The 21067-nt window shown below is 63.0% G+C and carries 20 protein-coding genes and 1 tRNA gene; 12 read left to right on the top strand and 9 right to left on the bottom strand.

The features are described 5' to 3' along the window. Positions 1–7: 7 nt before the first annotated feature. From ACLIIZ_RS19115 to murJ, 4 genes are read right to left on the bottom strand one after another with little or no spacing between them, the layout of a single operon-like run. The gene (locus ACLIIZ_RS19115; RefSeq protein ID WP_416694852.1) at positions 8–1930 is read right to left on the bottom strand and encodes a bifunctional diguanylate cyclase/phosphodiesterase; all 1923 of its coding nucleotides are present in this window, start codon (positions 1928–1930) and stop codon (positions 8–10) included. Between the two features lie 8 nt (positions 1931–1938). Beyond that, positions 1939–2601 (bottom strand): transglutaminase-like cysteine peptidase, encoded by a 663-nt coding sequence (locus ACLIIZ_RS19110; protein ID WP_416694850.1) that lies wholly within the window; start codon positions 2599–2601, stop codon positions 1939–1941. A 12-nt stretch (positions 2602–2613) separates the two neighbouring features. Beyond that, complete coding sequence (locus ACLIIZ_RS19105) at positions 2614–3243, bottom strand: YbhB/YbcL family Raf kinase inhibitor-like protein (RefSeq protein ID WP_416694848.1); 630 nt, start codon at positions 3241–3243, stop codon at positions 2614–2616. A gap of 15 nt (positions 3244–3258) precedes the next feature. Next, positions 3259–4809: a murein biosynthesis integral membrane protein MurJ gene (gene murJ / locus ACLIIZ_RS19100; protein ID WP_416694846.1), complete on the bottom strand. Its 1551-nt coding sequence runs from the start codon at positions 4807–4809 to the stop codon at positions 3259–3261. A gap of 77 nt (positions 4810–4886) precedes the next feature. Between murJ and ACLIIZ_RS19095 the strand changes: the two genes are divergently transcribed. After that, positions 4887–4962 (top strand) — tRNA-Thr (locus tag ACLIIZ_RS19095). Here the strand turns inward: ACLIIZ_RS19095 and ACLIIZ_RS19090 are convergent. Next, positions 4946–5224: a hypothetical protein gene (locus ACLIIZ_RS19090; protein ID WP_416694844.1), complete on the bottom strand. Its 279-nt coding sequence runs from the start codon at positions 5222–5224 to the stop codon at positions 4946–4948. The two genes, ACLIIZ_RS19095 and ACLIIZ_RS19090, sit on opposite strands and share 17 nt — an antisense overlap. 294 nt (positions 5225–5518) lie before the next feature. Between ACLIIZ_RS19090 and ACLIIZ_RS19085 the strand changes: the two genes are divergently transcribed. From ACLIIZ_RS19085 to ACLIIZ_RS19050, 8 genes are all read left to right on the top strand, one after another. Beyond that, positions 5519–5677 carry a hypothetical protein gene (locus tag ACLIIZ_RS19085; protein ID WP_416694842.1) on the top strand — a complete coding sequence of 53 codons (159 nt, stop codon included), beginning with the start codon at positions 5519–5521 and terminating at the stop codon, positions 5675–5677. Continuing rightward, entirely contained in the window at positions 5674–6162 is a 489-nt protein-coding gene (locus ACLIIZ_RS19080) for a lasso peptide biosynthesis B2 protein (protein WP_416694871.1), read from the top strand. The genes ACLIIZ_RS19085 and ACLIIZ_RS19080 overlap by 4 nt, the downstream gene beginning before the upstream one ends. Before the next feature lies 1 nt (position 6163). Beyond that, the gene (locus ACLIIZ_RS19075) at positions 6164–7912 is read left to right on the top strand and encodes an ABC transporter ATP-binding protein (RefSeq protein ID WP_416694840.1); all 1749 of its coding nucleotides are present in this window, start codon (positions 6164–6166) and stop codon (positions 7910–7912) included. A gap of 161 nt (positions 7913–8073) precedes the next feature. Beyond that, on the top strand, positions 8074–9321 hold the full coding sequence (locus ACLIIZ_RS19070; RefSeq protein WP_416694837.1) for a nucleotidyltransferase domain-containing protein: 1248 nt from the start codon (positions 8074–8076) through the stop codon (positions 9319–9321). 102 nt (positions 9322–9423) lie between these two features. Beyond that, positions 9424–10620 carry a cyclic nucleotide-binding domain-containing protein gene (locus ACLIIZ_RS19065; RefSeq protein WP_416694835.1) on the top strand — a complete coding sequence of 399 codons (1197 nt, stop codon included), beginning with the start codon at positions 9424–9426 and terminating at the stop codon, positions 10618–10620. Positions 10621–10689: 69 nt separating this feature from the next. After that, complete coding sequence (locus ACLIIZ_RS19060) at positions 10690–11823, top strand: glycosyltransferase family 4 protein (RefSeq protein WP_416694833.1); 1134 nt, start codon at positions 10690–10692, stop codon at positions 11821–11823. Beyond that, positions 11808–12632 carry a lipopolysaccharide core heptose(I) kinase RfaP gene (rfaP, locus tag ACLIIZ_RS19055; protein WP_416694830.1) on the top strand — a complete coding sequence of 275 codons (825 nt, stop codon included), beginning with the start codon at positions 11808–11810 and terminating at the stop codon, positions 12630–12632. Before ACLIIZ_RS19060 ends, rfaP begins: the two co-directional genes overlap by 16 nt. After that, on the top strand, positions 12629–13396 hold the full coding sequence (locus ACLIIZ_RS19050; RefSeq protein ID WP_416694828.1) for a lipopolysaccharide kinase InaA family protein: 768 nt from the start codon (positions 12629–12631) through the stop codon (positions 13394–13396). Before rfaP ends, ACLIIZ_RS19050 begins: the two co-directional genes overlap by 4 nt. Before the next feature lies 1 nt (position 13397). Here ACLIIZ_RS19050 and ACLIIZ_RS19045 read toward each other — a convergent pair whose 3' ends face one another. The 3 genes from ACLIIZ_RS19045 to ACLIIZ_RS19035 are packed head-to-tail and all read right to left on the bottom strand — an operon-like array spanning position 13398 to position 15827. Next, a complete protein-coding gene (locus ACLIIZ_RS19045) occupies positions 13398–13550 on the bottom strand; it encodes a DUF5989 family protein (RefSeq protein ID WP_416694825.1) in 153 nt (50 codons plus the stop codon). An 8-nt stretch (positions 13551–13558) separates the two neighbouring features. Next, on the bottom strand, positions 13559–13966 hold the full coding sequence (locus tag ACLIIZ_RS19040) for an SxtJ family membrane protein (RefSeq protein ID WP_416694823.1): 408 nt from the start codon (positions 13964–13966) through the stop codon (positions 13559–13561). A gap of 22 nt (positions 13967–13988) precedes the next feature. Further along, the gene (locus ACLIIZ_RS19035) at positions 13989–15827 is read right to left on the bottom strand and encodes a carbamoyltransferase family protein (protein WP_416694820.1); all 1839 of its coding nucleotides are present in this window, start codon (positions 15825–15827) and stop codon (positions 13989–13991) included. A 104-nt stretch (positions 15828–15931) separates the two neighbouring features. On the opposite strand from ACLIIZ_RS19035, the gene ACLIIZ_RS19030 reads away from it, so the two are divergent. Genes ACLIIZ_RS19030 through ACLIIZ_RS19020 form a run of 3 tightly spaced genes read left to right on the top strand, consistent with a single transcriptional unit; the run spans position 15932 to position 19274 of the window. Further along, on the top strand, positions 15932–17041 hold the full coding sequence (locus ACLIIZ_RS19030) for an SGNH/GDSL hydrolase family protein (protein WP_416694817.1): 1110 nt from the start codon (positions 15932–15934) through the stop codon (positions 17039–17041). After that, positions 17038–17862 (top strand): glycosyltransferase family 2 protein, encoded by an 825-nt coding sequence (locus ACLIIZ_RS19025; protein WP_416694814.1) that lies wholly within the window; start codon positions 17038–17040, stop codon positions 17860–17862. Before ACLIIZ_RS19030 ends, ACLIIZ_RS19025 begins: the two co-directional genes overlap by 4 nt. After that, positions 17862–19274 carry a lipopolysaccharide kinase InaA family protein gene (locus tag ACLIIZ_RS19020; RefSeq protein WP_416694812.1) on the top strand — a complete coding sequence of 471 codons (1413 nt, stop codon included), beginning with the start codon at positions 17862–17864 and terminating at the stop codon, positions 19272–19274. Before ACLIIZ_RS19025 ends, ACLIIZ_RS19020 begins: the two co-directional genes overlap by 1 nt. On the opposite strand, the gene msbA is transcribed toward ACLIIZ_RS19020, so the two are convergent. Next, positions 19271–21058, bottom strand: coding sequence for a lipid A export permease/ATP-binding protein MsbA (gene msbA, locus ACLIIZ_RS19015; RefSeq protein ID WP_416694810.1), 1788 nt, complete (start codon positions 21056–21058; stop codon positions 19271–19273). The two genes, ACLIIZ_RS19020 and msbA, sit on opposite strands and share 4 nt — an antisense overlap. Positions 21059–21067 lie beyond the last annotated feature (9 nt).

Raw genomic sequence — 21067 nt, 5'->3', positions numbered from 1 at the left:
CTCCGCTTCAAGACTGGCTGTGGCGCGGGATCGCCGGGCCGGTGGCGCCGTCGAAGCCGAGCGCCGGCAGGGCGGCGAGCTCTTCCGCGGTCGACACACCTTCGGCGATGACGGTGAGGCCGATATTGTGCGCGATATTGCAGACGCCCTTGAGGAAGGATTGATTGCCGGTGTGGGTGTCGATGCCACGGATGAAGCTGCCGTCGACCTTGAGGTAGTCAAGGCCGATGTCGTGCAGGCGGCCGACCTGGCTGAACTGCCGACCAAAATGCTCGATGCCGAGTCGGCAGCCAAGTGGATGGAGTTCGCGGGTGAAGGCGACGAAGGCGTCGAAGTGCTGGAAGGCGCCGTTTTCGGCGACCTCCAGCCAGAGCCGCGGCGCCAGTTCGCGGCGGCCGGCGATGAGCTTTTCCAGGCGCAGCCGGAAGTTGGCATCGAGTACCGATTCGCCCGACAGGTTGACTGCGACTGCGGTGGTGCCGTCCGCCAGACGGTCGAGGGCGAGGCTGACGGCGACGAGGTCGAGCTCGCAGGTCATCGCCAGCCGCGAAGCGACCGGCATGAAGCTGCCGGCGGCCAGCCATTCGCCGTTTTCGGTGGTCTGCAGGCGTAGCGGGCATTCGAGATGCAGCAGGTCGCCGGTGCTCTGATTCACCGGGAAATCGACCAGGCGCAGGCGGTGGGATTCGATCGCGCTTTCCAGCAGCTTGCGCCAGTCGGCGCTGTTGTGGGCACACTGCACCGCTTCGCCTTGGGCGCTGCGGCAGGCAATGCCGCCTTCGCCCTCGGCGGCGGCGATCGCAGCGTCGATGCGGGAGAGCAGCCCGGGCAGGTTCTCGCCGTGGTGGTATACGCCATTGCCCAGATGGCCGACCTGTTGGCCGTCAATCTGACCGCAGGCCACCAGCTTGCGCAGCAGTTCGAGCAAGCTGTTGCTTGCGCCGGTCGGGTCGCTTTCGCCGGGCAGGAGGAGGGCGAAGTCGGAGCCGTTGAGACGCGCCGCGGCGGCCCGTGGATGACCTTCGCACAATTTACTCAGGGTGCTGCCGATCTGGCGTAGCACCTCGTCGGCGGTCTGCCGGCCGGCGCGTCGGTTGAGGCCGGCGAGGTCGGCCAGGCGCAACATGATCAGGCTGCCTTGGGGCGGTGCGTCGTCGTCGCTCAAGGCGGCGGCGAGCTGGTTCATGAAGTAGCCACGGTTGGCGAGGCCGGTGAGCGGGTCCTGCGTCGCTTCGCGGCGGACCTGTTCGAGGCGGGCGGCTTCTTCCTCGAACATTGCCTTGACCCGCATCACCATCGAGTTCATCGCCCGCGCCAGGCTCTTCAGTTCCGGCGTTGCCGGCTCGGCGATGCGGATGAAGCGGCGCTCGCCGATCGCCTGCGCCTGGCCGACCACGGCGTCGAGCGGGCGTTTGATCCGGCTCAGGATCTGGGTGCCGAGGAGACCGGCGGCGACGCCGCCGAAGCCGAACCAGAGCAGCAGGCGGAAGGCGCCTTGCCATAATTCGCGGTAAGCAAAGCGGCTGTGGCTGACCAGTTCGATGGTGCCGAACTGGCTCCAGCCCGACGATACCTGGGCCTGGCCAGGTGGCGAATGGATCGGGAAGAGGCTGACGAACCAAGTGGGAACTTCGCCGGCGCTGGGCGGGCTGGTTTTTTCGATCATCGTCTTGCCTTCCGGGTCGCGCACCCGGACCAGCGCGTACTGACCGCTGTCGAAGACGGCGGCGACCTGCAGTTCGACGGTGACCGGGTCCTTTTCCATCTGCGACATCGACAGGGCGAGCGTCGCCGCGTTGTCGTTGTTCTTGATCGCCAGTTGCTGTTCGAGATAGTCGCGGGCCGTCACCATGCTGACGACGAAGCTGCCGGCAAAGGCCAGGGTGGTGATGGCGATGACCGCCAGCCAGAGTTGTCGGAACAGGGACATGCGTTACCTCACTGGAAACCTTCGGCCCGGGCGCGCGCCAGCAGATCCTGCCAGCGGGAGAGGTTGCTCCTGCTGGCCTGGTTGCCGGTGCCTTGCCAGAGGCCTGCACTGTTGAAACTGAAAACCGGAGAAAGATCGTAGCGCTGCGACGCCGGCAGGATGCGCTTGTTCAGGTTGTCGAGAACGAGCGGGTCGGCATTCGGCTTCGGGTAGTAGGCGAGCACCATGTGCGCCTGCTGGATCGAGCCGCCACCGCCGGCGATTTCCTGTGTGGCGCGGACATAGACCAGGCGCAGCTTGTTCACGGGGACGCCGAGTTCGAGCAGGGAGAAATACTTGGCGATCGAGAAATCCTCGCAGTCGCCGCGTCCCTGCGCCATCGTCTCGAGCGGCGTCGCCCAATAGTCGCGCTGGCCCCACAGGGAAAAGTCGTCGTCGAACGCGATGCGCCGGTTGAAAAAGTCGTTGACCTGCTCCACCTTGTCGCGCTCGCCGCCGTGGCTGGCGCCGGAGAGCATCTGCCGCCATTCACCGAAGATGATCTCGGAAATCTGTCCGAAGCGCGCCGAGAAGGATTGCTGGATGCGCTCCAGATTGAGGCCAAACGCCGAACCCGCCCCGATCCAGGCCAGCAGAACCAGTATCGGCAGGCGCAGCCGCGGGCGGTTCATGGCGCTTACGGCTTATCCCGACAGACTCGGGTTGAGAGTGTAGGTGCCGGTGAGCGAGGCTTCGGCAAGGATGTGCCCCTGCATCGCGGTGCGCACTTCCGGACCGCCGAAGCGGCCCTGCAGCGGCAGCTTTTCGATGTCCAGCGCGAACACCGTGAAAATGTAGCGATGGACGATTTCGTCGTTCCATGGGGGGCAGGGGCCGTCATAACCGTAATAGTCACCGTTCATGTCGTGGTCGCCGGCAAACCAGTCGGTGTAGTTGTTGACCCCCTGACGGGTGGTGTGCGCGGCCTGCGGACCGGGCTTGCCACGTGGTGTCACGGCGTGGCTGAACTCGCCCTCGTCGAGGCTCGTCAGCGTCGCCGGCAGATCGATCAGCACCCAGTGGAAGAAATCGACGCGCGCCAGGGTGGCGGGAATCGTCCGTCCTTCCTGGTTCACATCGTCGCCCTGGCTGGGAACGTCGGGATCATGGCAGAGGAGGACAAAGGAACGGGTGTCGGCCGGGGCATCCTGCCAACTCAGTTGCGGGTTGCGGTTGCGGCCGAGACAAACATGGTGAGCGGGGTCGGGCATGCAAAAGGCATGGTCGCCGGGGATGCGCTGGCCATCCGCAAAACTTGTGCTGGTCAGTTTCATGAGCTTGTCTCCAGTCTATTCGGCGGCCCGGCGCTTGAAGTCGCCCAGGCGGAAACCGAGAGTCCATAGTGTAGCGAAATATGTCGTTGCGCCAACAACTACCAGCACGGCGAGATACAGGACGCGTGCGCCCAGATTCATGTGCAGCCAGCTTTCGGCTGGCCCCATGGAAAGCCACAGGGCTGCTCCCATGAGTGTCAAGGCAGCCGACAGCCGGAGGAAGAAGCCCGTCCAGCCGGCTTGCGGCGTGTAGATTTCCCGCTGGCGCAGGCCGCGGAACAATAAACCGGCATTCAGGCAGGCGGCCAGCCCGATCGACAGCGCCAGACCGGCATGGGCAATCCAGCCGATGAAGGCGAGGTTCATTGCCTGTGTCGCGACGAGCGAGATCAGGGCAATCTTCACCGGTGTGCGCACGTTCTGTTGCGCATAGAAGCCGGGAGCGAGCACTTTTACCAGGATCAGGCCGGTCAGTCCGACCGAGTAGGCGATCAGTGCTCGTCGCGTCTGCTCGACATCATCAGGGGTGAAGGCGCCGTGGTAAAACAGGGTTGCCACCAGCGGCACGGCAAGGATCGCCAGCGCCAGGGCGGCCGGTGCGGCGAGCAGGAAAGTCAGGCGCAGTCCCCAGTCAAGCAGCCGCGAGTATTCGTCGGTGTCCCGGCGGGCGTGCGAGCGCGACAGCGAGGGCAGGAGTATGGTTCCCAGCGCCGCGCCGAGCATCCCGGAAGGAAACTCCATCAGGCGGTCGGCGTAGTACAGCCAGGAAACACTGCCAGTCTGCAGGAAGGAGGCGAAGATCGTGTTCAGCAGCAGGCTGATCTGCGCCACCGAAACACCGAGCAGCGCCGGTAGCATCAGGCGGGTGATACGGCGGACGCCGGGGTCGTTCCAAGCTGCGCGCCAGCGCAGGGTCGGTCGCGGCAGCATCGAGATTTTGCGCAGGGCCGGAAACTGGATCAACAGTTGCAGGAGGCCGCCGATGAGAACCGCCCAGCCCAGCGCCAGCACCGGCGGGTCGAAATAAGGGGCGGCGAACAGGGCCATGGCGATGAACGACAGGTTGAGCAGTACCGGGGTGAATGCCGGCAGCGCAAAGCGGCTCCACGAGTTCAGGATGCCGCCGGCGAGCGCGACCAGCGACATGAACAGGATGTAGGGAAAGGTGATCCGCGTTAGCGTCACCGTTAACTCGAATTTGTCTGGCGTTGCGGCGAAACCCGGTGCAGATATCCAGACTAGCCAGGGCGCGGCGGCAACGCCGATGGCAGTGACCACGAACAGGATCAGCAGCAGGACGCTGGCGACATGGTCGACCAGGAGCCGGGTTTCGTCCGCGCTGCGCTGGTTGCGGTACTCGCCGAGGATCGGCACGAAAGCTTGTGAGAAGGCACCTTCGGCAAACATGCGCCTCAGCAGGTTGGGTAGCTTGAATGCGATGAAGAAGGCGTCGCTGGCCAGACCGGCACCAAAGGCTCGGGCAATGACGAAATCGCGGACGAAGCCGAGGATGCGAGATAGCAAGGTCATGCCGCTGACCGTGGCCAGCGTGCGTAGCAGATTCATGTTGGTTCAGCCTTGTTGCCTGCAGGCAGGAGAAAAAGCTATAATTCTACGCTGTGCTCCCCGCTAGGGTGAGACGTGCCGTTGTAGCTCAGTTGGTAGAGCAACTGATTCGTAATCAGTAGGTCGAGTGTTCGATTCACTTCAACGGCACCAAAGAATTCAAGGGGTTACGGTCATGCCGTAACCCCTTTTTCGTTGAGATCCCAGCGTTGGCGCATTCCAGCGCGTGCAAGTCCCGCCGTAGGTTGATTGCAGCGAGCGAAGTGAAGCGCAACTGCGAGAGGGGGGGGCAGCCGACTGGCATCGCCACAAGGCGCGCCATCTGGTTGAATGTTTCTTCAATCGACTCAAGCAGTTTCGTCGCATCGCTACGTGCTACGACAAACTCTCCGGGCGTTTCAACGCTTTCCTGCATCTTGCTCGTGCCTATGACTGGTTGCTGTGAACGCGCCCTATCAGGTGGACAGATGTTAACATGCTGCTCTTGTTGGAAATTTCATGAGCCGCCTGTCGTATTCGCAACGATTTGGTGAATGCTGATTTCGTCGCAAAATTCATCAACCATGATGCCCCATGCCGATAAATACCGTTTTTGTCCGCAACCCTGACTTGATTGCTGCCGACATGGATGGTGATACGGTCATGATGAGTATTGAGTGCGGTGAATATTATGGCATCGGAGGGGGGCGGAGCCCGGGGCTGGGGGCCATTGGCGCAAGCCGTTTCCATGGTGGTGGACCTGCTTGAAATGATCTGTACCGAATTCGATATCGCTCCTTCAATATGTCAAGCCGATATGGGGCTTTTCATCAGCGAATCGAAAGTCTTCGGTCTGTTTGAAACGGTAGATATTGCTTGGGCGGAGTGATCAAAAATCTGTGGTGCAAGCTCTCCAGCTTTCGTCGTCTGTCACGCTGGAGCAAGTGTTGGTTTTTGCCGGTCTGGCTTTTGTTGGGAGCGGCGAAAATCTGTATTGTTTTGATCTCGTTCCGGCGCTTGGCTCCTCGCCTGGGAGTGATGGCTGGTATTTTGCCTTGGGTTCCGCTAATTGAACCTTCCCAGGAGGCGCGCGCGTTGCAAATTGGTCGCGTGGTGCGGTTGGTTGCTCGCTATACCCCTTGGGATTCCAATTGTTTTCCGCAGGCCGTCGTGGCGAGGTTGCTGCTGGGGCTTTATGGCGTCCCCTATCTCCTTGCCTTTGGCTTGGCTCGGGATGTTGAAGACCGGCAAATGAAAGCCCATGCATGGGTTGCCGCGGGGCGTATTCGGGTGACTGGCGGCGAAAGCTTTTTGCATTTCACCACCGTGGGATGCTTTGTTTCTCCGCTGCTTGAAGATGTTGTGAAGGCATAGGGTGAAGTCGACACAAGCCTTTCTCCGTTTGCTTAATACCGTCCCGCGGTTTTGGGTGCTTGGCCTGTTGGCGTTGATGATCCTGGCGAGCTTGACCGAGGGTGTCGGAATCTTGCTGCTGGTGCCGATGCTTGAAATGCTCGGTAATGGCGCAAGCGATCATTCCTGGATTGGTTTGATGCAGAAAGCCTTCCGCAGCACGGGCTTGTCATTCAATATCGAAGCCTTGCTGCTGGCCTTTGTTGTGCTGGTTTGTCTTCGCAGTTCAGTTCAATACGCTCGCGAGCAGGTGGGCGCAGTTCTGCAGCATCGCTTGGTGGATCAATTGCGCCAACAGTGCTTTGCCGCATTGCTCGCAGTGGAGTGGCGTTGGCTCGTCAACACGCGACGGGCTGACCACGCCAATCTCCTTTTGGGCGACATCAGCAGAGTGGGCGTGGGGCTTAACTTTGGGCTGAGTCTGCTGGCTAGTCTGGTGACGATAGGGGCGTACCTTGCAACCGCCTTCGTCTTGTCCTGGCGCATGACCTTGATCGCGCTAGCTACCGGGGGGGTAGCCTTTTTCCTCCTTGCTGGCCAACGGCGTCATGCGCTGAATCTGGGGCAGAGCCTTGGTCGTGCCAACCGCGCTCTGCACGGAAACGTGCAGGAAAGCCTGGCTGGAATCAAGCTGGCCAAGATATTGGGCACGGAGTGGCGCCACTTGGATCATTTCATCCACACGACTGAGCGGCTTCGGACGCAGCAGCTCGCTTTTTCTGCGAGCAACAGCCTGTCGCGGGCTCTGCTTCTCTGTGTTGGGGCAAGTCTATTGGCAATCTATCTGTATGCGGGATTGAGTGTATGGCATACCCCCGTGCCGATATTGCTGACACTGGTTTTGATCTTCAGTCGGCTGATCCCTCAGTTCATGACGGGGCAGCAGCAGCTACATCATTGGCTGCACGCGATGCCCGCCCTGGAGGAAACCTGGCGCCTGCTTGCAGATTGTCGGGGCAACGCTGAGCCGGGTTTGGCAAAGGCGCCAGACGAGTGGCCAATCCGGGATGGGGTGTCGCTGAACGATGTCAGCATGACCTACTCTGAGCGTTCCGAGCCGGCATTGGCAAATCTCTCGCTTTGCTTCCCGGTGAGGACGACCACCGCCATCATGGGAGCCTCCGGTGCTGGGAAAAGTACGTTGGCGGATGTGTTGATGGGCTTGCTTTCCCCAGATCATGGTGAGTTGCGAGTGGATGACCGGCTGATTTCCGGTGATGCACGAATCGAATGGCGTCGGCATGTTGCCTACGTGCCGCAAGAGGTGTTCCTGTTCCATGACACGATCCGAAACAACTTGCTCTGGGGCAATTCAATGGCGAGTGAGGATGCGTTGCGACGCTGTCTGGAGCAGGCGGCAGCCGAGTTCGTTTTTCAGTTGCCGGAAGGGCTGGATACGGTGGTTGGTGATGGAGGGGTTCGCCTCTCCGGTGGGGAGCGGCAGCGCCTTGCCCTGGCTCGTGCCTTATTGAGGCGTCCAAGTCTGCTCATCCTGGACGAAGCCACGAGCGCGTTGGATGTCGCCAATGAGGCACGGATTCGGACTGCGATCGAGCAACTTCATGGCGATCTGACCGTGGTCATCATCGGACATCGTCTGCCCACTCTCGAACATGCCGACCAGGTTGTAATACTCGACCACGGTCGTGTCGTCGCTCAGGGGCCATGGTCTGCAGTCAGGAACGTGAGCGGGCTGATCGATAGGCGCTAAAAGGCGTCGAGGATCGTCCCATCGGCCTTGCTTGGCAGGCTTCGGTTCTATCGGTGAATCGACCGGGGACTGGGGCGTCTACGAAGCACCCGCGTGATAGAGTATTCTGAAAAGAGGCCAGTACGTGCCTTGCCTTCTCACTTTCATCGATTGCCTCTTTCATGGACCTGGACAAACTGAAGTTGTTGATTCTCGACCTGATTTCCCCGGTTCGCGAGGTTCCAACTGATGCCTTGACCTCATTGAGCGAGGCAGAACTGAGCGAGTTTCTTGTCATTGCTCGCCAGCATCGTCTTGAGCCCATGCTTTTCTGGCGCTTGGCGCACGAGAAACGCGATTGTCAGCAACCTGAAGCCTTGAGAGGGAGATTGGCTAATCAATTCAAGCAAGCGGCCTTGCGCGCTTTGACAGTACAGCGGGAGTTGCTGCTTGTTCATCGCATCCTGCAGGCAGCGGGTATCCCTCATGTCGCCCTCAAGGGGGCCTTCCTGGCCTTCCATGCCTATCCCAACCCGGCTTTGCGGCCGTTAAGGGATGTGGACATTCTGGTGCCCCAAAAGGCTGTCCTGGAGGCCTACCAAGCCTTGATTGACGGGGGATTGCAGCGCATCAAGGCATATGCGGGCGATCCGGAGGCCACGCTAGTCATCGGGCATCATCTACCTCCTTTGCTATCGCCATCGGCAAACGTCCATGTCGAATTGCATGCCCGACTCTTTCACCAGGACAAGAGTAGGAATTCGAGGGAGGACTTGAGTGAAGACCAGGCATTTTGGGCGCGGGTCCGAAGCATTTCCGTCGCCAGCAATGAGGTCCCATTTGAGTCAAGCACTGATCTTTTGCTGCACATGATTGTGCACGCGGTCTATGATCACCAGTTCACCAACGGACCTTTGTTGCTCAGTGATCTGGCCTACTTGCTGACCTCTCAGCCAATCGACTGGCCTCTCTTCTGGCGCTTGGCACATGATCGCGGCCAGGTGCGGGGATGTCTTCTGGCGTTTGGATTGCTTGAGCGCTACTGGGGGAAATTGCCTGTCACTTTCCCAGAAAATCTTGTCCGCGCCGATATGGTCATGCCAATCGACGACGCAGCACTGATGATGCTGCGGGATTTCGATGCACGCACGGACGTCACGCTTGGGAACGAAGTCGCGGCGCAAGCATCGCTGCTGAGGAAACTCAAGCTTCTTCTGAGCAAGGCTTTCCCACCGAAGGTCCAAATTGCTGCGCAGTATCCGGTTTCGCAACATTCCTTGAGAGTCTATTTCTGGTACCCGGTGAAATGGTGGAGCCTGCTTGCATTTCGGCTTCCTCGTTACCTGAGATCCTTGACGCACGACCGAGTTCAGGGCGAAGTGCAGGGGGTTCGAGAAATCGAGCGTTGGTTAGCAGCTGAGTCAGTGTGACCGAGGTCAATCTTGGTAAGCGAATACATCTATTCAATTTACAAAAACAACAAAAATGTAAGAAAATATCGGCGTTGAAGAATGCCGATTCCGGAGTTGCTCATGCGTACCCATGCCACTGCCCTTCAGATTGCCGATTTGCCGATCGATGACGACCTGCCTGCCACGCAACTGCGGGCCTACGCTGGTGACGTCCTGTACACCGAGGGGATGCCGAGCAGCCACCTGTACGTGATCAAGGAGGGGGAAGTCGATCTGTACATGGTGCGCGAGGAAAAGCGGGTGGTGATCGACACCCTGTCACGTGGTCACGTTTTTGGTGCGACACCACAACTGCTCAATGGCCGGCGCACCGACAATGCGGTGGCGAAGACCTATTGCGAGTTTTATCTGGTCGACGCGGAAGGCATGGATTCGGTCCTCGACAATACGCCGAAGCTGCTGCGCGGTATCCTGAAAACCCTGGCGATGCGGGCTTCACGGGCGAGCGAGGTGATTGCCTCGCGGGTCAATTTCCAGCCGGAGATCGTCACTTACGCGCAACTGCTCAGTCTGGTCGGCGCTGCGCAGTTACCGGCTCCAGCACGCAAGGCGGATGCCCGGAGCACCTCGCAGCCGGTCATCGCGCGGCCGGCGCTGGCTGCGGTTTTTGCCCAGGCGCGCCAGTTGTTCGGGCATTCCGACGTGCATATCCGGCACATCCTGGGCAAGCTGCTGATGTTGCACCTGATCCAGCTCGACGAGGATCGCGACGGGGCCAAGTGTGTCGTCTTCTCGCCCGGCGACATCGTCGCCAAGGCGCGCAAGGCGGGCGAGGCCGATCCCGACAACGGCAAGCTGGAGTACGAGTACATCAGCGTCGATGATTTCGCGGCGATGGTCGATCTCGACCGCAATCGCGTCCTGCAGAAACTGGCGCGCAACGAACTGACCGAAGATCTGTTCACCTTCCGCAAGTCGGAGGTGATCCGCCTGCTCGACGAGAAGGGCAAGAAATTCTTCCAGGAGCGCCGGATGAAGGCACCGGAAGAATTCTGCGACATCAGCGACATCGAGTTCGCCGATGCCAATTCAATCCAGGCCGTCCTCTCACGCATCGATTCCTACGACCTCGGCAAGCTGCTCCACCTCGTTGAGGAAGATGCGGTGCGCGACCGCATTCTCGGCAACCTGCCGCGCACCAAGCGCGCCGAGATCGAGAGCGAAAAGTTCGACCGCGTCGACGAAATCGAGGTGCGGCTGATTGGTGAGGGCATCATCAAGGCGATCCAGGAAAAGATGCTGGCCCGCCGCAGCTGACCGCCGGCGTGACCCAGGTGCGGGTTTGCCAGTAAAATCCGCCGCCTGACTTATGCGGCGACCCTGCCCATGCAACTGGCTTTCTGCCTCTACAAATACTTCCCCTTCGGTGGCCTGCAGCGCGATTTTCTGCGCATCGCCCTGGCTTGCCAGGCGCGCGGCCACGCCATCCGGGTTTACACCTTGTCCTGGCAGGGCGAGGTGCCGGCCGGTTTCGAGGTGGTCACGGTGCCGGTGCGGGCGCTGACCAACGCCCGCCGCTACGAAAAGTTCTCCGCCTGGGTCGGCCGCGATCTGGTGCAGCGGCCGGCAGAGCGCGTCGTCGGCTTCAACAAGATGCCCGGGCTTGACGTCTATTTCGCCGCCGACCCCTGCTACGAAGAAAAGGCGCAGACGCTGCGCAACCCGCTCTACCGCCTGTCCGGCCGTTACCGGCATTTTGCGGCGTATGAGCGGGCGGTGTTCGCGCCCGAGAGCCGGACCGAAATCCTGATGATCTCGCAGGTGCAGCAGCCCTTTTTCGAAAGGCACTACGCCACACCGAAGTCGCGTTTCCACCTGCTGCCGCCCGGCATTGCCCGCGACCGCCGGGCGCCGCCGGAGGCGCCGGCGATCCGCGCCGCCTTCCGCGCCGAATTCGGCCTCGGCGACGATGACCTGTTGTTGTTGCAGATCGGCTCCGGCTTCAAGACCAAGGGCCTGGACCGCTCGCTGCAGGCGCTGGCGCACCTGCCGGAAGACCTGCGCGGGCGCACCCGGCTGATCGCCATCGGCCAGGACGAGCCCAGCCAGTTTCAGCGTATGGCCGCGTCGCTCGGGCTGGCCGGGCAGGTCGATATCCTGGCCGGCCGCGACGACATCCCGCGCTTTCTGCTCGGTGCCGACCTGCTGGTCCATCCGGCTTACAACGAGAACACCGGCACGGTGCTGCTCGAAGCGCTGGTCGCCGGGCTGCCGGTGCTCTGCTCGGCGGTCTGCGGCTACGCTCACTACATCGACGAAGCGGCGGGCGGCCGGGTGATCCCGGAGCCTTTCGCGCAGGCGACGCTGGACGCTCTGCTCCGGGAAATGCTGGTCGACCGCGCGCAACGCGCTGTCTGGCAGCGCAACGCGCTGGCCTGGGCCGAGCACGCCGACATCTACAGCAACGCCGAGCGCGCCGCCGACATCATCCTCAAGGAGCGGCCGTGCGCGACGAACTGAGTCTGGCGCCGCCCTTCGACCGCCTGTGGGCCGGGCAGGACGCGTTTGCCGCGGTCGACCGGCTGGAAGGCGAGGTGTTCCGCGAGCTCGACGGGCGCCGCACCTTCCGCACCGAAGTCGAAGGGCGCGGCTATTTCGTCAAGATTCATCGCGGCGTTGGCTGGGGCGAGATTCTCAAGAACCTCGTCTCGCTGCGCCTGCCGGTGCTCGGCGCCGGCAACGAATGGCGGGCGATCCGTCGCCTGGAGGAACTCGGCGTCGACACCATGCGTGCCGTCGCCTACGGGCGGCGCGGCGCCAACCCGGCGCGCGAGCACTCGTTCATCGTTACCGAGGAACTGGCGCCGACCGTCAGCCTGGAAGATTTCTGCCGTGGCTGGCCAGGCACGCCGCCCGCCCCAGCGCTCAAGCGAGCGTTGATCCGCCGCGTCGCCGCGATGGTTGGCGCCATGCATCGCGGCGGCGTCAATCACCGCGACTGCTACCTCTGCCACTTCCTGCTCCACCTCGACCCGGCGCCGAGCGCCGCCGCGCTGAAGCTCTCGCTGATCGACCTGCACCGCGCCCAGATCCGCGCGCAGACGCCGCGCCGCTGGCGCGACAAGGACCTCGCCGGGCTCTACTTCTCGGCGCTGGAAATCGGCCTGACGCAACGCGACCGGCTGCGCTTCCTGCGCGACTACTTCGCCCGGCCCTTGCGCGAGATACTGCGCGACGAACAGGCGCTGCTCGCCCACCTGCATGCAGAAGGTGAGCGCTTGCTTGCGAAATACCGGCGCAAATACGTGCCGGACGGGGGCAGGGCGTGATCGACTGGCAGGTCAATCCCGACTATGCGACGGGCGAGGCCGGCACCGCTTTCGCCTCGCTCGACGCGGTGTTCGCGCTGCAGGGCGAGCGGGTGACGGTCGATCCCGAGTCCGAAGTCATCCGCCTGCGCCTTGACGGCATCCTCTACTACGTCAAGCGCTACACCATCGGCCGGCGCAAGCTGGCGCGGCGCTGGTTCGGCCTGCGCGACCTCTTCGGGCCGCAGCGGGCAGTCAAGGAATGGCGCAACCTGCAGCGCTTCCACGCTTGGGGGCTGCCGACCGCGACGCTGGTTGCCTGGGGGCAGGAACGGCGTGGCGGGCGCTTCGTGCGTGGCGCGCTGGTCACCGAGGAGCTGCGCGACACGGTTGACCTGGCGCAACTGGCGAAACGTGACGACCCGCGCTTGCGCGACCGAGCCTGGGTGGCGGTCGTGTCGACGCAGGTCGCCGCCTGCACGCGCGCCATGCACGCGCACGGCTTCGTGCACAACGACCTGAAGTGGCGCAACCTGCTGGTCACTGGCGGCGAGATGCCGCAGCTTTACCTGATCGACTGCCCGAACGGCGGTTTCTGGATGCAGCCTTTTCTCGGCTACCGCATCGTCAAGGACCTCGCCTGTCTCGACAAGGTCGCCAAGTACGCGCTGAGCCGCACGCAGCGGCTGCGCTTCTACCTCGACTACGTCCAGCGGCAGCGCCTGACCGCCGCCGACAAGCGGCGGCTGCGCCGCATCCTGGCTTTCTTCGCCGGCCGCGAGTAGGTCAGAACAGCGTGTAGATGAAGGGGGCGATGGCCGAGCCCTGCGACAGCACGAGCAGTCCGCCGAGTAGCAGGAGGACGATGATGACCGGCGCCAGCCAGTATTTCTTGCGGACCTGCATGAAGGCCCAAAGGTCTTTCAGGAGTTCGAGCATGTTGCCGCCTAGAAAGGTTTGTCGAGGGAATTGGATTTGTTGGCGCCGATCAGCTCGCGGTAGCTCGCGGCCTGGCGGTCGAAGCGCCGGTGCATCGGGTCCTTGCCGAGGGCGCGCATGAGCAGGCCGAGCGGCGTGACAACGAGGAAGAAGACGATGCCGAGAATGAGGCGCGACATGATCGCGCCCATCACCATGCCGAAGCGCATCCACAGCTTGTAGAAGGGGTTGAGCGCCAGCGGTGCGACGAGCGCCAGGCCACCGAGCACGGCCAGGATCAGCCACGGCCACAGCGGCCAGGCCCAGCCGAAGTGCCAGGGCAGGAAAAGGCCGAAGATGCCGGCGAACAGCGCGCCGGTGAGCAGGCCGAAGTCGCGCAGGCCCTTGCGGTCGAGGACGGGGATTTCATGGAACATGGTCGATTCTCCGGGGCGCGCGTCAGTCGAGCTGGAACTCGTCCTTCCAGCTTTCGTCGCCTTCCCAGGCGGGCTGGTCGGACTTGGCGAGGACGAAGTTCTCGATCACCAGGGTGTCCATTTCGGTGCGCATGAAGCAGCGGTAGGCGTCCTGCGGCGTACAGACGATCGGTTCGCCGCGCACGTTGAACGAGGTGTTGATCAGTACCGGACAGCCGGTCTTCGCCTCGAAGGCTTCGATCAGGCGGTAGTAGCGCGGATTGGTCTGCTGGTGGATGGTCTGGATGCGCGCCGAGTAATCGACGTGGGTGACCGCCGGAATCTGCGAGCGCGGCACGTTCAGCTTGTCGATCCCGAACAGCTTCTCTTCTTCCGCGGTCATCGCGATCCGCTTGTCCTCGCGCACCGGCGCGACGATCAGCATGTAGGGGCTGGCGCTTTCCTGCTCGAACCATTCGCCGACCTTCTCGGCGCGCACCGACGGGGCGAAGGGGCGGAAGGATTCGCGGTACTTGATCTTCAGGTTCATCACCGACTGCATGTTGCGGCTGCGCGGGTCGCCGATGATCGAACGGCCGCCGAGGGCGCGCGGGCCGAACTCCATGCGGCCCTGGAACCAGCCGACCACCTTCTCGTCGGCGAGAACGTCGGAAACCTGGTCGAAGAAGCTGTTGTCGTCGAGTTCCCGGTAGACGGCACCGTACTCGTCGAGCTGGCGGCGGATCTCGTCGGCCGCGTAGCGCGGGCCAAGGTAGCTGCCCTGCATGCTGTCGCCGGCTTCCGGCACGCGCGCGGCGCCGCTCTTCGCATAGTAGGCGGCCAGCGCGCAGCCGATGGCACCGCCGGCGTCGCCCGCCGCCGGCTGAATCCAGATTTCCTTGAACGGCCCTTCGCGCAGCAGGCGGCCGTTGGACACGCAGTTCAGCGCAACGCCGCCGGCCAGGCACAGGTGGTCGACGCCGAGTTCGCGGTGCACGGTCCGCCCCAGGCGCAGGACGATTTCCTCGGTCACCGCCTGGATCGAGCGGGCGAGGTCCATCTCCTTCTGGCTGATCGCCGATTCCGGCTGCCGCGCCGGCCCGCCGAACAGTTCGGCGAAGCGGTCGTTGGTCATGGTCAGCCCGGTGGCGTAATTGAAGTACTGCATGTCCATGCGGAAGGTGCCGTCTTCCTTGAGGTCGATCAGCTTGTCGAGGATCAGATCGACGTACTTCGGCTCGCCGTAGGGGGCGAGCCCCATCAGCTTGTATTCGCCGGAATTGACCTTGAACCCGGTGTAGTAGGTGAAGGCCGAATAGAGCATGCCTAGCGAGTGCGGGAAGTTCATTTCCCAGAGCGGCGTCAGCTGGTTGCCTTCGCCAAGCCAGACCGAGGTCGTCGCCCATTCGCCGACGCCGTCCATGCACAGCACGGCGGCTTTCTCGAATGGACTGGGAAAGAAGGCGGAAGCGGCGTGCGCCTGGTGGTGCTCGGTGAACAGCAGCGGCGGCAGCTCGGCTTCCTTGCAGCCGCCGAGTTTGGCCAGTTCCTTTTTCAGCGTTTGCTTGAGGTAGAGCTTGTCCTTCAGCCAGACCGGCATCGCCTTGACGAAGGAGACGAAACCGCTCGGCGCGTAGGCGAGGTAGGTTTCGAGCAGGCGCTCGAACTTGATCAGCGGCTTGTCGTAATAGACGACGCCGTCGATGTCGGCCAGCGTCAGCCCGGCTTCCTGCAGGCAGTAGCGGACGGCGTGCGCGGGAAAGTCGGGGTCGTGCTTCTTGCGCGTGAAGCGCTCCTCCTGGGCGGCCGCAACGATCCGGCCGTCGCGGATGAGGGCGGCGGCGCTGTCGTGGTAGTGGGCGGAGATGCCGATCAGATTCATTGGGGTCGCTTTTCGGGCCGATCAAAACCTGCGGAGTATACCAACGCCGCCAGTCGCGCGCCGAGGCGACTTATAATGCCCGGTCCCGCATCTGCCAGATCGTCATGAAAACCTTCAAGATCATTCTCCTCAACGTTCTTGTCACCCTGCTCCTGCTCGAAGGCGGCACCCGGCTCTACTATGCCCTGGGCGACGACGTGCCGCCGCACGCCGATCTGTCGGTGACCCGCGAATGGCGTTGGGTCAAGGCACGCCTGGCCGACGGCAAGGTCAATTTCGACCAGCGTTTCGCCTACGACGCCAACGTCGGCTGGCGCAATGCACCGAACATCGACGTCACCCCGGACCGCATGGGGGCAATCCGCACCAATTCGGCGGGCATGCGCAACCACCAGGAATTCACGCTCGACAAGCCAGCCGGCAAGCGGCGCCTGATGATCGTCGGCGACAGCTATTCCTTCGGTCACGGCGTCAGCAATGACGAGACCTATGCCTACCAGCTGGCCGCGCTGCTGCCCGATTGGGAAGTCATGAACTACGCGGTCTCGGCTACCGGTACCGACCAGAACTACCTGATGTACGAGCACTACGGCAAACCGTACAAGCCGGACGTCGTCGTGCTCGGCTTCTACGCGCTCGACTACAACCGCAATACCTACAGCTTCCGCGACTACGCCAAGCCGATGTTCGTGCCGATGGGCGACGACGGCTCCCTGATGCTCACTCATGTACCGGTGCCCACGCCGGAAGCGTTGCTCGAGGATTACCGCAGCGGTCGCCAGCAGATCGGCGGCTGGCACTACTCGTACGCGCTGGCCGTCTTCAAGCGGGCACTGGCCGACCGCATCAAGCGCGATCGCGATCCGGGCTCTCTCGGCCGGCGCACGCTGACCGGCATCATGGAACGCTTCGTCGCCAGCGTCCGGGCCGAGGGTGGGACGCCGGTCTGGGTCAATTTCCCGATCCGCGACGTGCTCGACGAGGAAGAGTCGAAGTACGCCGTGATCACCGATTTCGCGGTGGCCGAAGCAAAGCGCCTGGGCATGCCGGTGATCGACATGGGGCCGGTTTTTGTTGAACAGTTGGCCAAGCATCCCGAGGTCAAGACCTTCTGGCGTCCGTCGGAAATTGGTGGCCACATGAACGCCGAAGGCAACCGGCTGACGGCAGTCGCCCTGCGCGATCTGCTGCAGCGCGAAGGGCTGCTGAAATGAGCGCGACCGGGCAGGGCAAACTGGTCACCATCCTGGTGCCCAATTACAAGACGCCGGAAATCACGAAAATCTGCCTGCGCCTGCTGCGCCGCCATACCGATTTCAGCAAGGTACATGTCATCGCGATCGACAACGGTTCGGGGGACGCCTCGCTTGATTACCTGCGTTCGCTCGACTGGATCGAGCTGATCGAGCGGGCGCCGGAAGCCGACGACACGGCGCCGCTGTCGCACTCCCGCGCGCTCGATCTGGCGCTGGCCCGGGTGACGACGCCCTACGTACTGTCGATCCATACCGATACCTTCGTTCGGCGCCCGGAGTGGATCGACGTGCTGCTCGCACCGTTTGCCGAAGACGATCGGCTGGCCGGTGTCGGTTCCTGGAAGCTGGAGAGCAAGACGCCGCTGCAGCGCTGGGGGCGGCTGTTCGAGCAGGCCTGGAAACTTGCCCTGTTCCGCTTGACCGGCAAGCGCAGCTTCCGCGCCGAGCGCTTCGACGAAAGCCTGCACTACCTGCGCAGCCATTGTGCGATGTACCGCACCGACGTCATCCGCGAACTGAACACCGGTTTCTCCGACGAGCGCCAGCCGGCCGGCAGCGCGATGTTCCGCAAGATGGCCGAGGCCGGCTACCGGATGAAATTTCTCGACTCGGTCGAACTTGGCCAGTACGTCGACCACCTCAACCACGCGACGATGATCCTCAACCCCGAACTGGGGACCAGCGCCAGCAACATCCGGCGCGGTGGCGCCCGGCTCAAGGACAAGCTGCGCGGCATCGACGCCGAGGCGATCCTCGCCGACGCCAGTCTGGATCGCTGATGGCGCTGCTATGCGCTGCCGAGTTGCGCGCCGCCGGGCGTACCCCGCCAATGCCGTTCGACGTCGCCCTGGCCGACGGCCGGACGGTTCGCGTAGAACGCCTGTTGCGCGTTCTGCCCGGTAAGCGTCTGGTCGGGGCAGGCCGCCTGGATGGTCAACCGGCCCTGGTAAAACTATTTGTCGCCGCGGCCAGCGAGCGACACTGGCAGCGAGAGCTGGACGGCATCCGGGCCTTGCTTGCCGCCGGCGTATCAACGCCGGCCCTGGTCGAGGCGCAGGCCCTGGCCAGTGGTGGGCATGCCTTGCTGACGGCTTTTGTCGCTGCGGCTGAGGATCTGGCCGCCGTCTGGCGCAACGATGCGGAAGGTCGGGGGCGGCAGTTGCTGCGCGCTGCGATGCCCTTGCTGGCGCGCATGCATGGTGCCGGGCTGGCTCAGGCCGATCTGCATCTGGGGAATTTTCTCTTTGCCGCGGGCAATGGCTACGTTATCGACGGCGATGCGGTCAGCGTCACGCAGCCATCTCGAGCGCTGACCGAGGCGGAGGTTGTCGCCAATCTGGCCATTCTTTTCGCCCAGCTGCCACCCGTCTGGGATGACCGGCGCCAAGCTTTCGTTGATGCCTATGCCGCGCAGGCCGGCGCCGTTGTGCCGGCTGCCGCCGCTTTGCAACAGGCGGTCGAATCGGTGCGAGCCAGGCGTCTGCGGGCTTTCCTCGGCAAAGTGGGGCGCGACTGTACACAGTTTTCTGTCGAGCGTGGAATGCGCCGATTCTCGGTCATCGAGCGCAGCTATGGCGATGCATTGCGCCATTTTCTTGCCTTGCCCGATCAGGTGGTAGCGGCAGGGAAACCGCTCAAGAGCGGCGAAAGCTCGACCGTCGTCGATGTCATCGACTCGGGGCTCCATCTGGTGGTCAAGCGCTACAACCTGAAGCATTGGCGCCACGCGTTGTCCCGCGCATGGCGGCCGAGCCGGGCCTGGCATTCCTGGCGCGAGGCGCATCGACTGCTGTTCTTCGGCATTGCCACGCCGCTTCCCCTGGCGATGCTGGAAGAGCGGGTCGGGTTGCTGCGCGGGCGGGCTTTTCTCGTGACCGAGTATTGTCCGGGTGAGCGACTACGTGTCTGTCTGAACGCAGATGCGCCACCGGCGCCGGAGATCGGCGAGGCAATCCTGGCGTTGTTCGAACAATTGGCCGGTCTGCGCATCTCGCACGGCGATCTCAAGGTCAGCAATCTGCTGTGGCACGACGGGAAGATGGTGCTGCTGGATCTCGACGCGATGTGCCAGCACCGCTCGGAGGCGGCCTTTGCCCGTGCCTGGCGGCGCGACCGGGCGCGTTTCCTGCGCAATTGGCCGGTCGAGTCGGTGCTTTATCGCTGGCTCGATGAGCGCTTGCCTGCCGCCTAACTCATTTCGCTGAATTGCATCGCATGCAGGCGGGCGTAATGGCCGTTCAATGCGAGAAGTTCGGCGTGGCTGCCGCGTTCGACGATCTCGCCGCGCTCCATGACCAGGATCTGGTCGGCGCGTTCGATGGTCGACAGGCGATGGGCGATCACCAGCGTCGTCCGGTTGGCGGTGGCGGTTTCCAGCGCGGCCTGGATGTGCCGTTCGGATTCGGTATCGAGGGCCGAGGTCGCTTCGTCGAGGATCAGCAAGGGCGCGTCCTTGAGGATGGCGCGGGCAATGGCCAGGCGTTGCCGTTGGCCGCCCGAGAGCAGCACGCCGTTCTCGCCGACCAGCGTGTCGTAGCCGTTGGGCAGGCGGTCGATGAATTCGTCGGCGTAGGCGGCGCGGGCGGCGGCGACGATGTCTTCGCGCGGGCAGCCGGCGAGGTCGCCGTAGGCGATGTTGTTGGCGACGGTGTCGTTGAACAGCGTCACCTGCTGGCTGACGAGGGCGAGGTGGCGGCGCAGGTTGCGCAACGTGTAGTCCTCGACATCGACGCCGTCGAGCAGGATGGCGCCGGTGCCGTGCTGGTAGAAACGCGGGATCAGGTTGGCCAGCGTCGACTTGCCGCTGCCGGAACGGCCGACCAGGGCGATCATCTGTCCCGGCTCGGCGGTGAAGCTGATGTTGCGCAGGACCGGCTGTTCGCTGCCGGGGTAGCTGAAGCTCAGTTCGCGCACTTCGAGCCGGCCGGCGATCTTCTCGCGTTCGACGGTGCCGCGGTTTTCCTCGGGCAGTTCGTCGAGCTGGGCGAAGATGCTCTCGGCGCCGGCCAGGCCTTTCTGGATCGTCGAGCTGACTTCCGATAGCTGGCGGATCGGCTTCGGCAGCATGCCGGCAGCGGTGATGTAGGCGACCAGGTCGCCGGCGGTGGCGTCGCCGCGCAGGTAGAGGACCAGTGTCAGCAGGACCGCCATCGCCGAGAAGGAAACCAGTTGCAGCGCCGGCGTGAAGGTGGCGCCGGTCTTGACCATGCGCAGCTGCTTGCGCATGTTGTCTTCGCTGGCCGCCTTGAAGCGTCTGGCTTCGTAGGGCTCGCCACCAAAACTGCGGACGGCGCGGTAACCCTGGATGGTTTCCGAGGCAACATGCGTCAGTTCGCCCATCGTCGCCTGGATCTGCTTGCTCTGCTTGCGGAACTTGCGACTGGCGCGGCTGACCATGGCACCGATGACGGGCAGGATGACGATCATTACGGCGGTCAGTTTCCAGTTCATCCACAGCAGGTAGCCGAACAGGAAGATCACAGTCAGGCCTTCGCGGACGACGACCTTGATGGCGTCGGTGGCGGCGCCGGTGACCATGGTGACGTTGTAGGTGATGCGTGAGATCAGGTGGCCGGAATTGTTGTCGTCGAAATAGCGGTTCGGCAGATGCAGAAGGCTGTTGAACAGGGCCTGGCGAAGGTCGTTGATCAGGCCGAGCGAAACCTTGGCCAGGAAGTAGTTGCCGAGGAAGGAACCGACGCTGCGCCAGGCGACGATCAGCAGCATCAGCAGCGGGACGCCGAACATCAGTTGCACGCTGCCGATCAGCGGCAGGTCGTGGTGCGTGGTTTCCGGCGGGGCGCTCAGACCGTCGACGAAGTACTTGAGCACCGAGGCGAGCATCGGTTCGGACGAGGCGAAGATGCCGAAGCCGAGCAGGCTGATCGCGAAATAGCCGACGTAGGGGCGGACGTAGGACAGGAGCCGGAGATAGATTTTCAGCGAGGATGCGGACTGGGCGCTGTCGTGCGACATGACTTGGCT

Origin of the sequence: Azonexus caeni, assembly GCF_048146105.1 — a bacterium.
In the GTDB taxonomy this organism is placed as follows: Bacteria; Pseudomonadota; Gammaproteobacteria; order Burkholderiales; family Rhodocyclaceae; genus Azonexus; species Azonexus aromaticus_B.
Note: the sequence above shows the minus strand (reverse complement) of the source record. Positions and strands in the feature narration are given on the sequence as shown.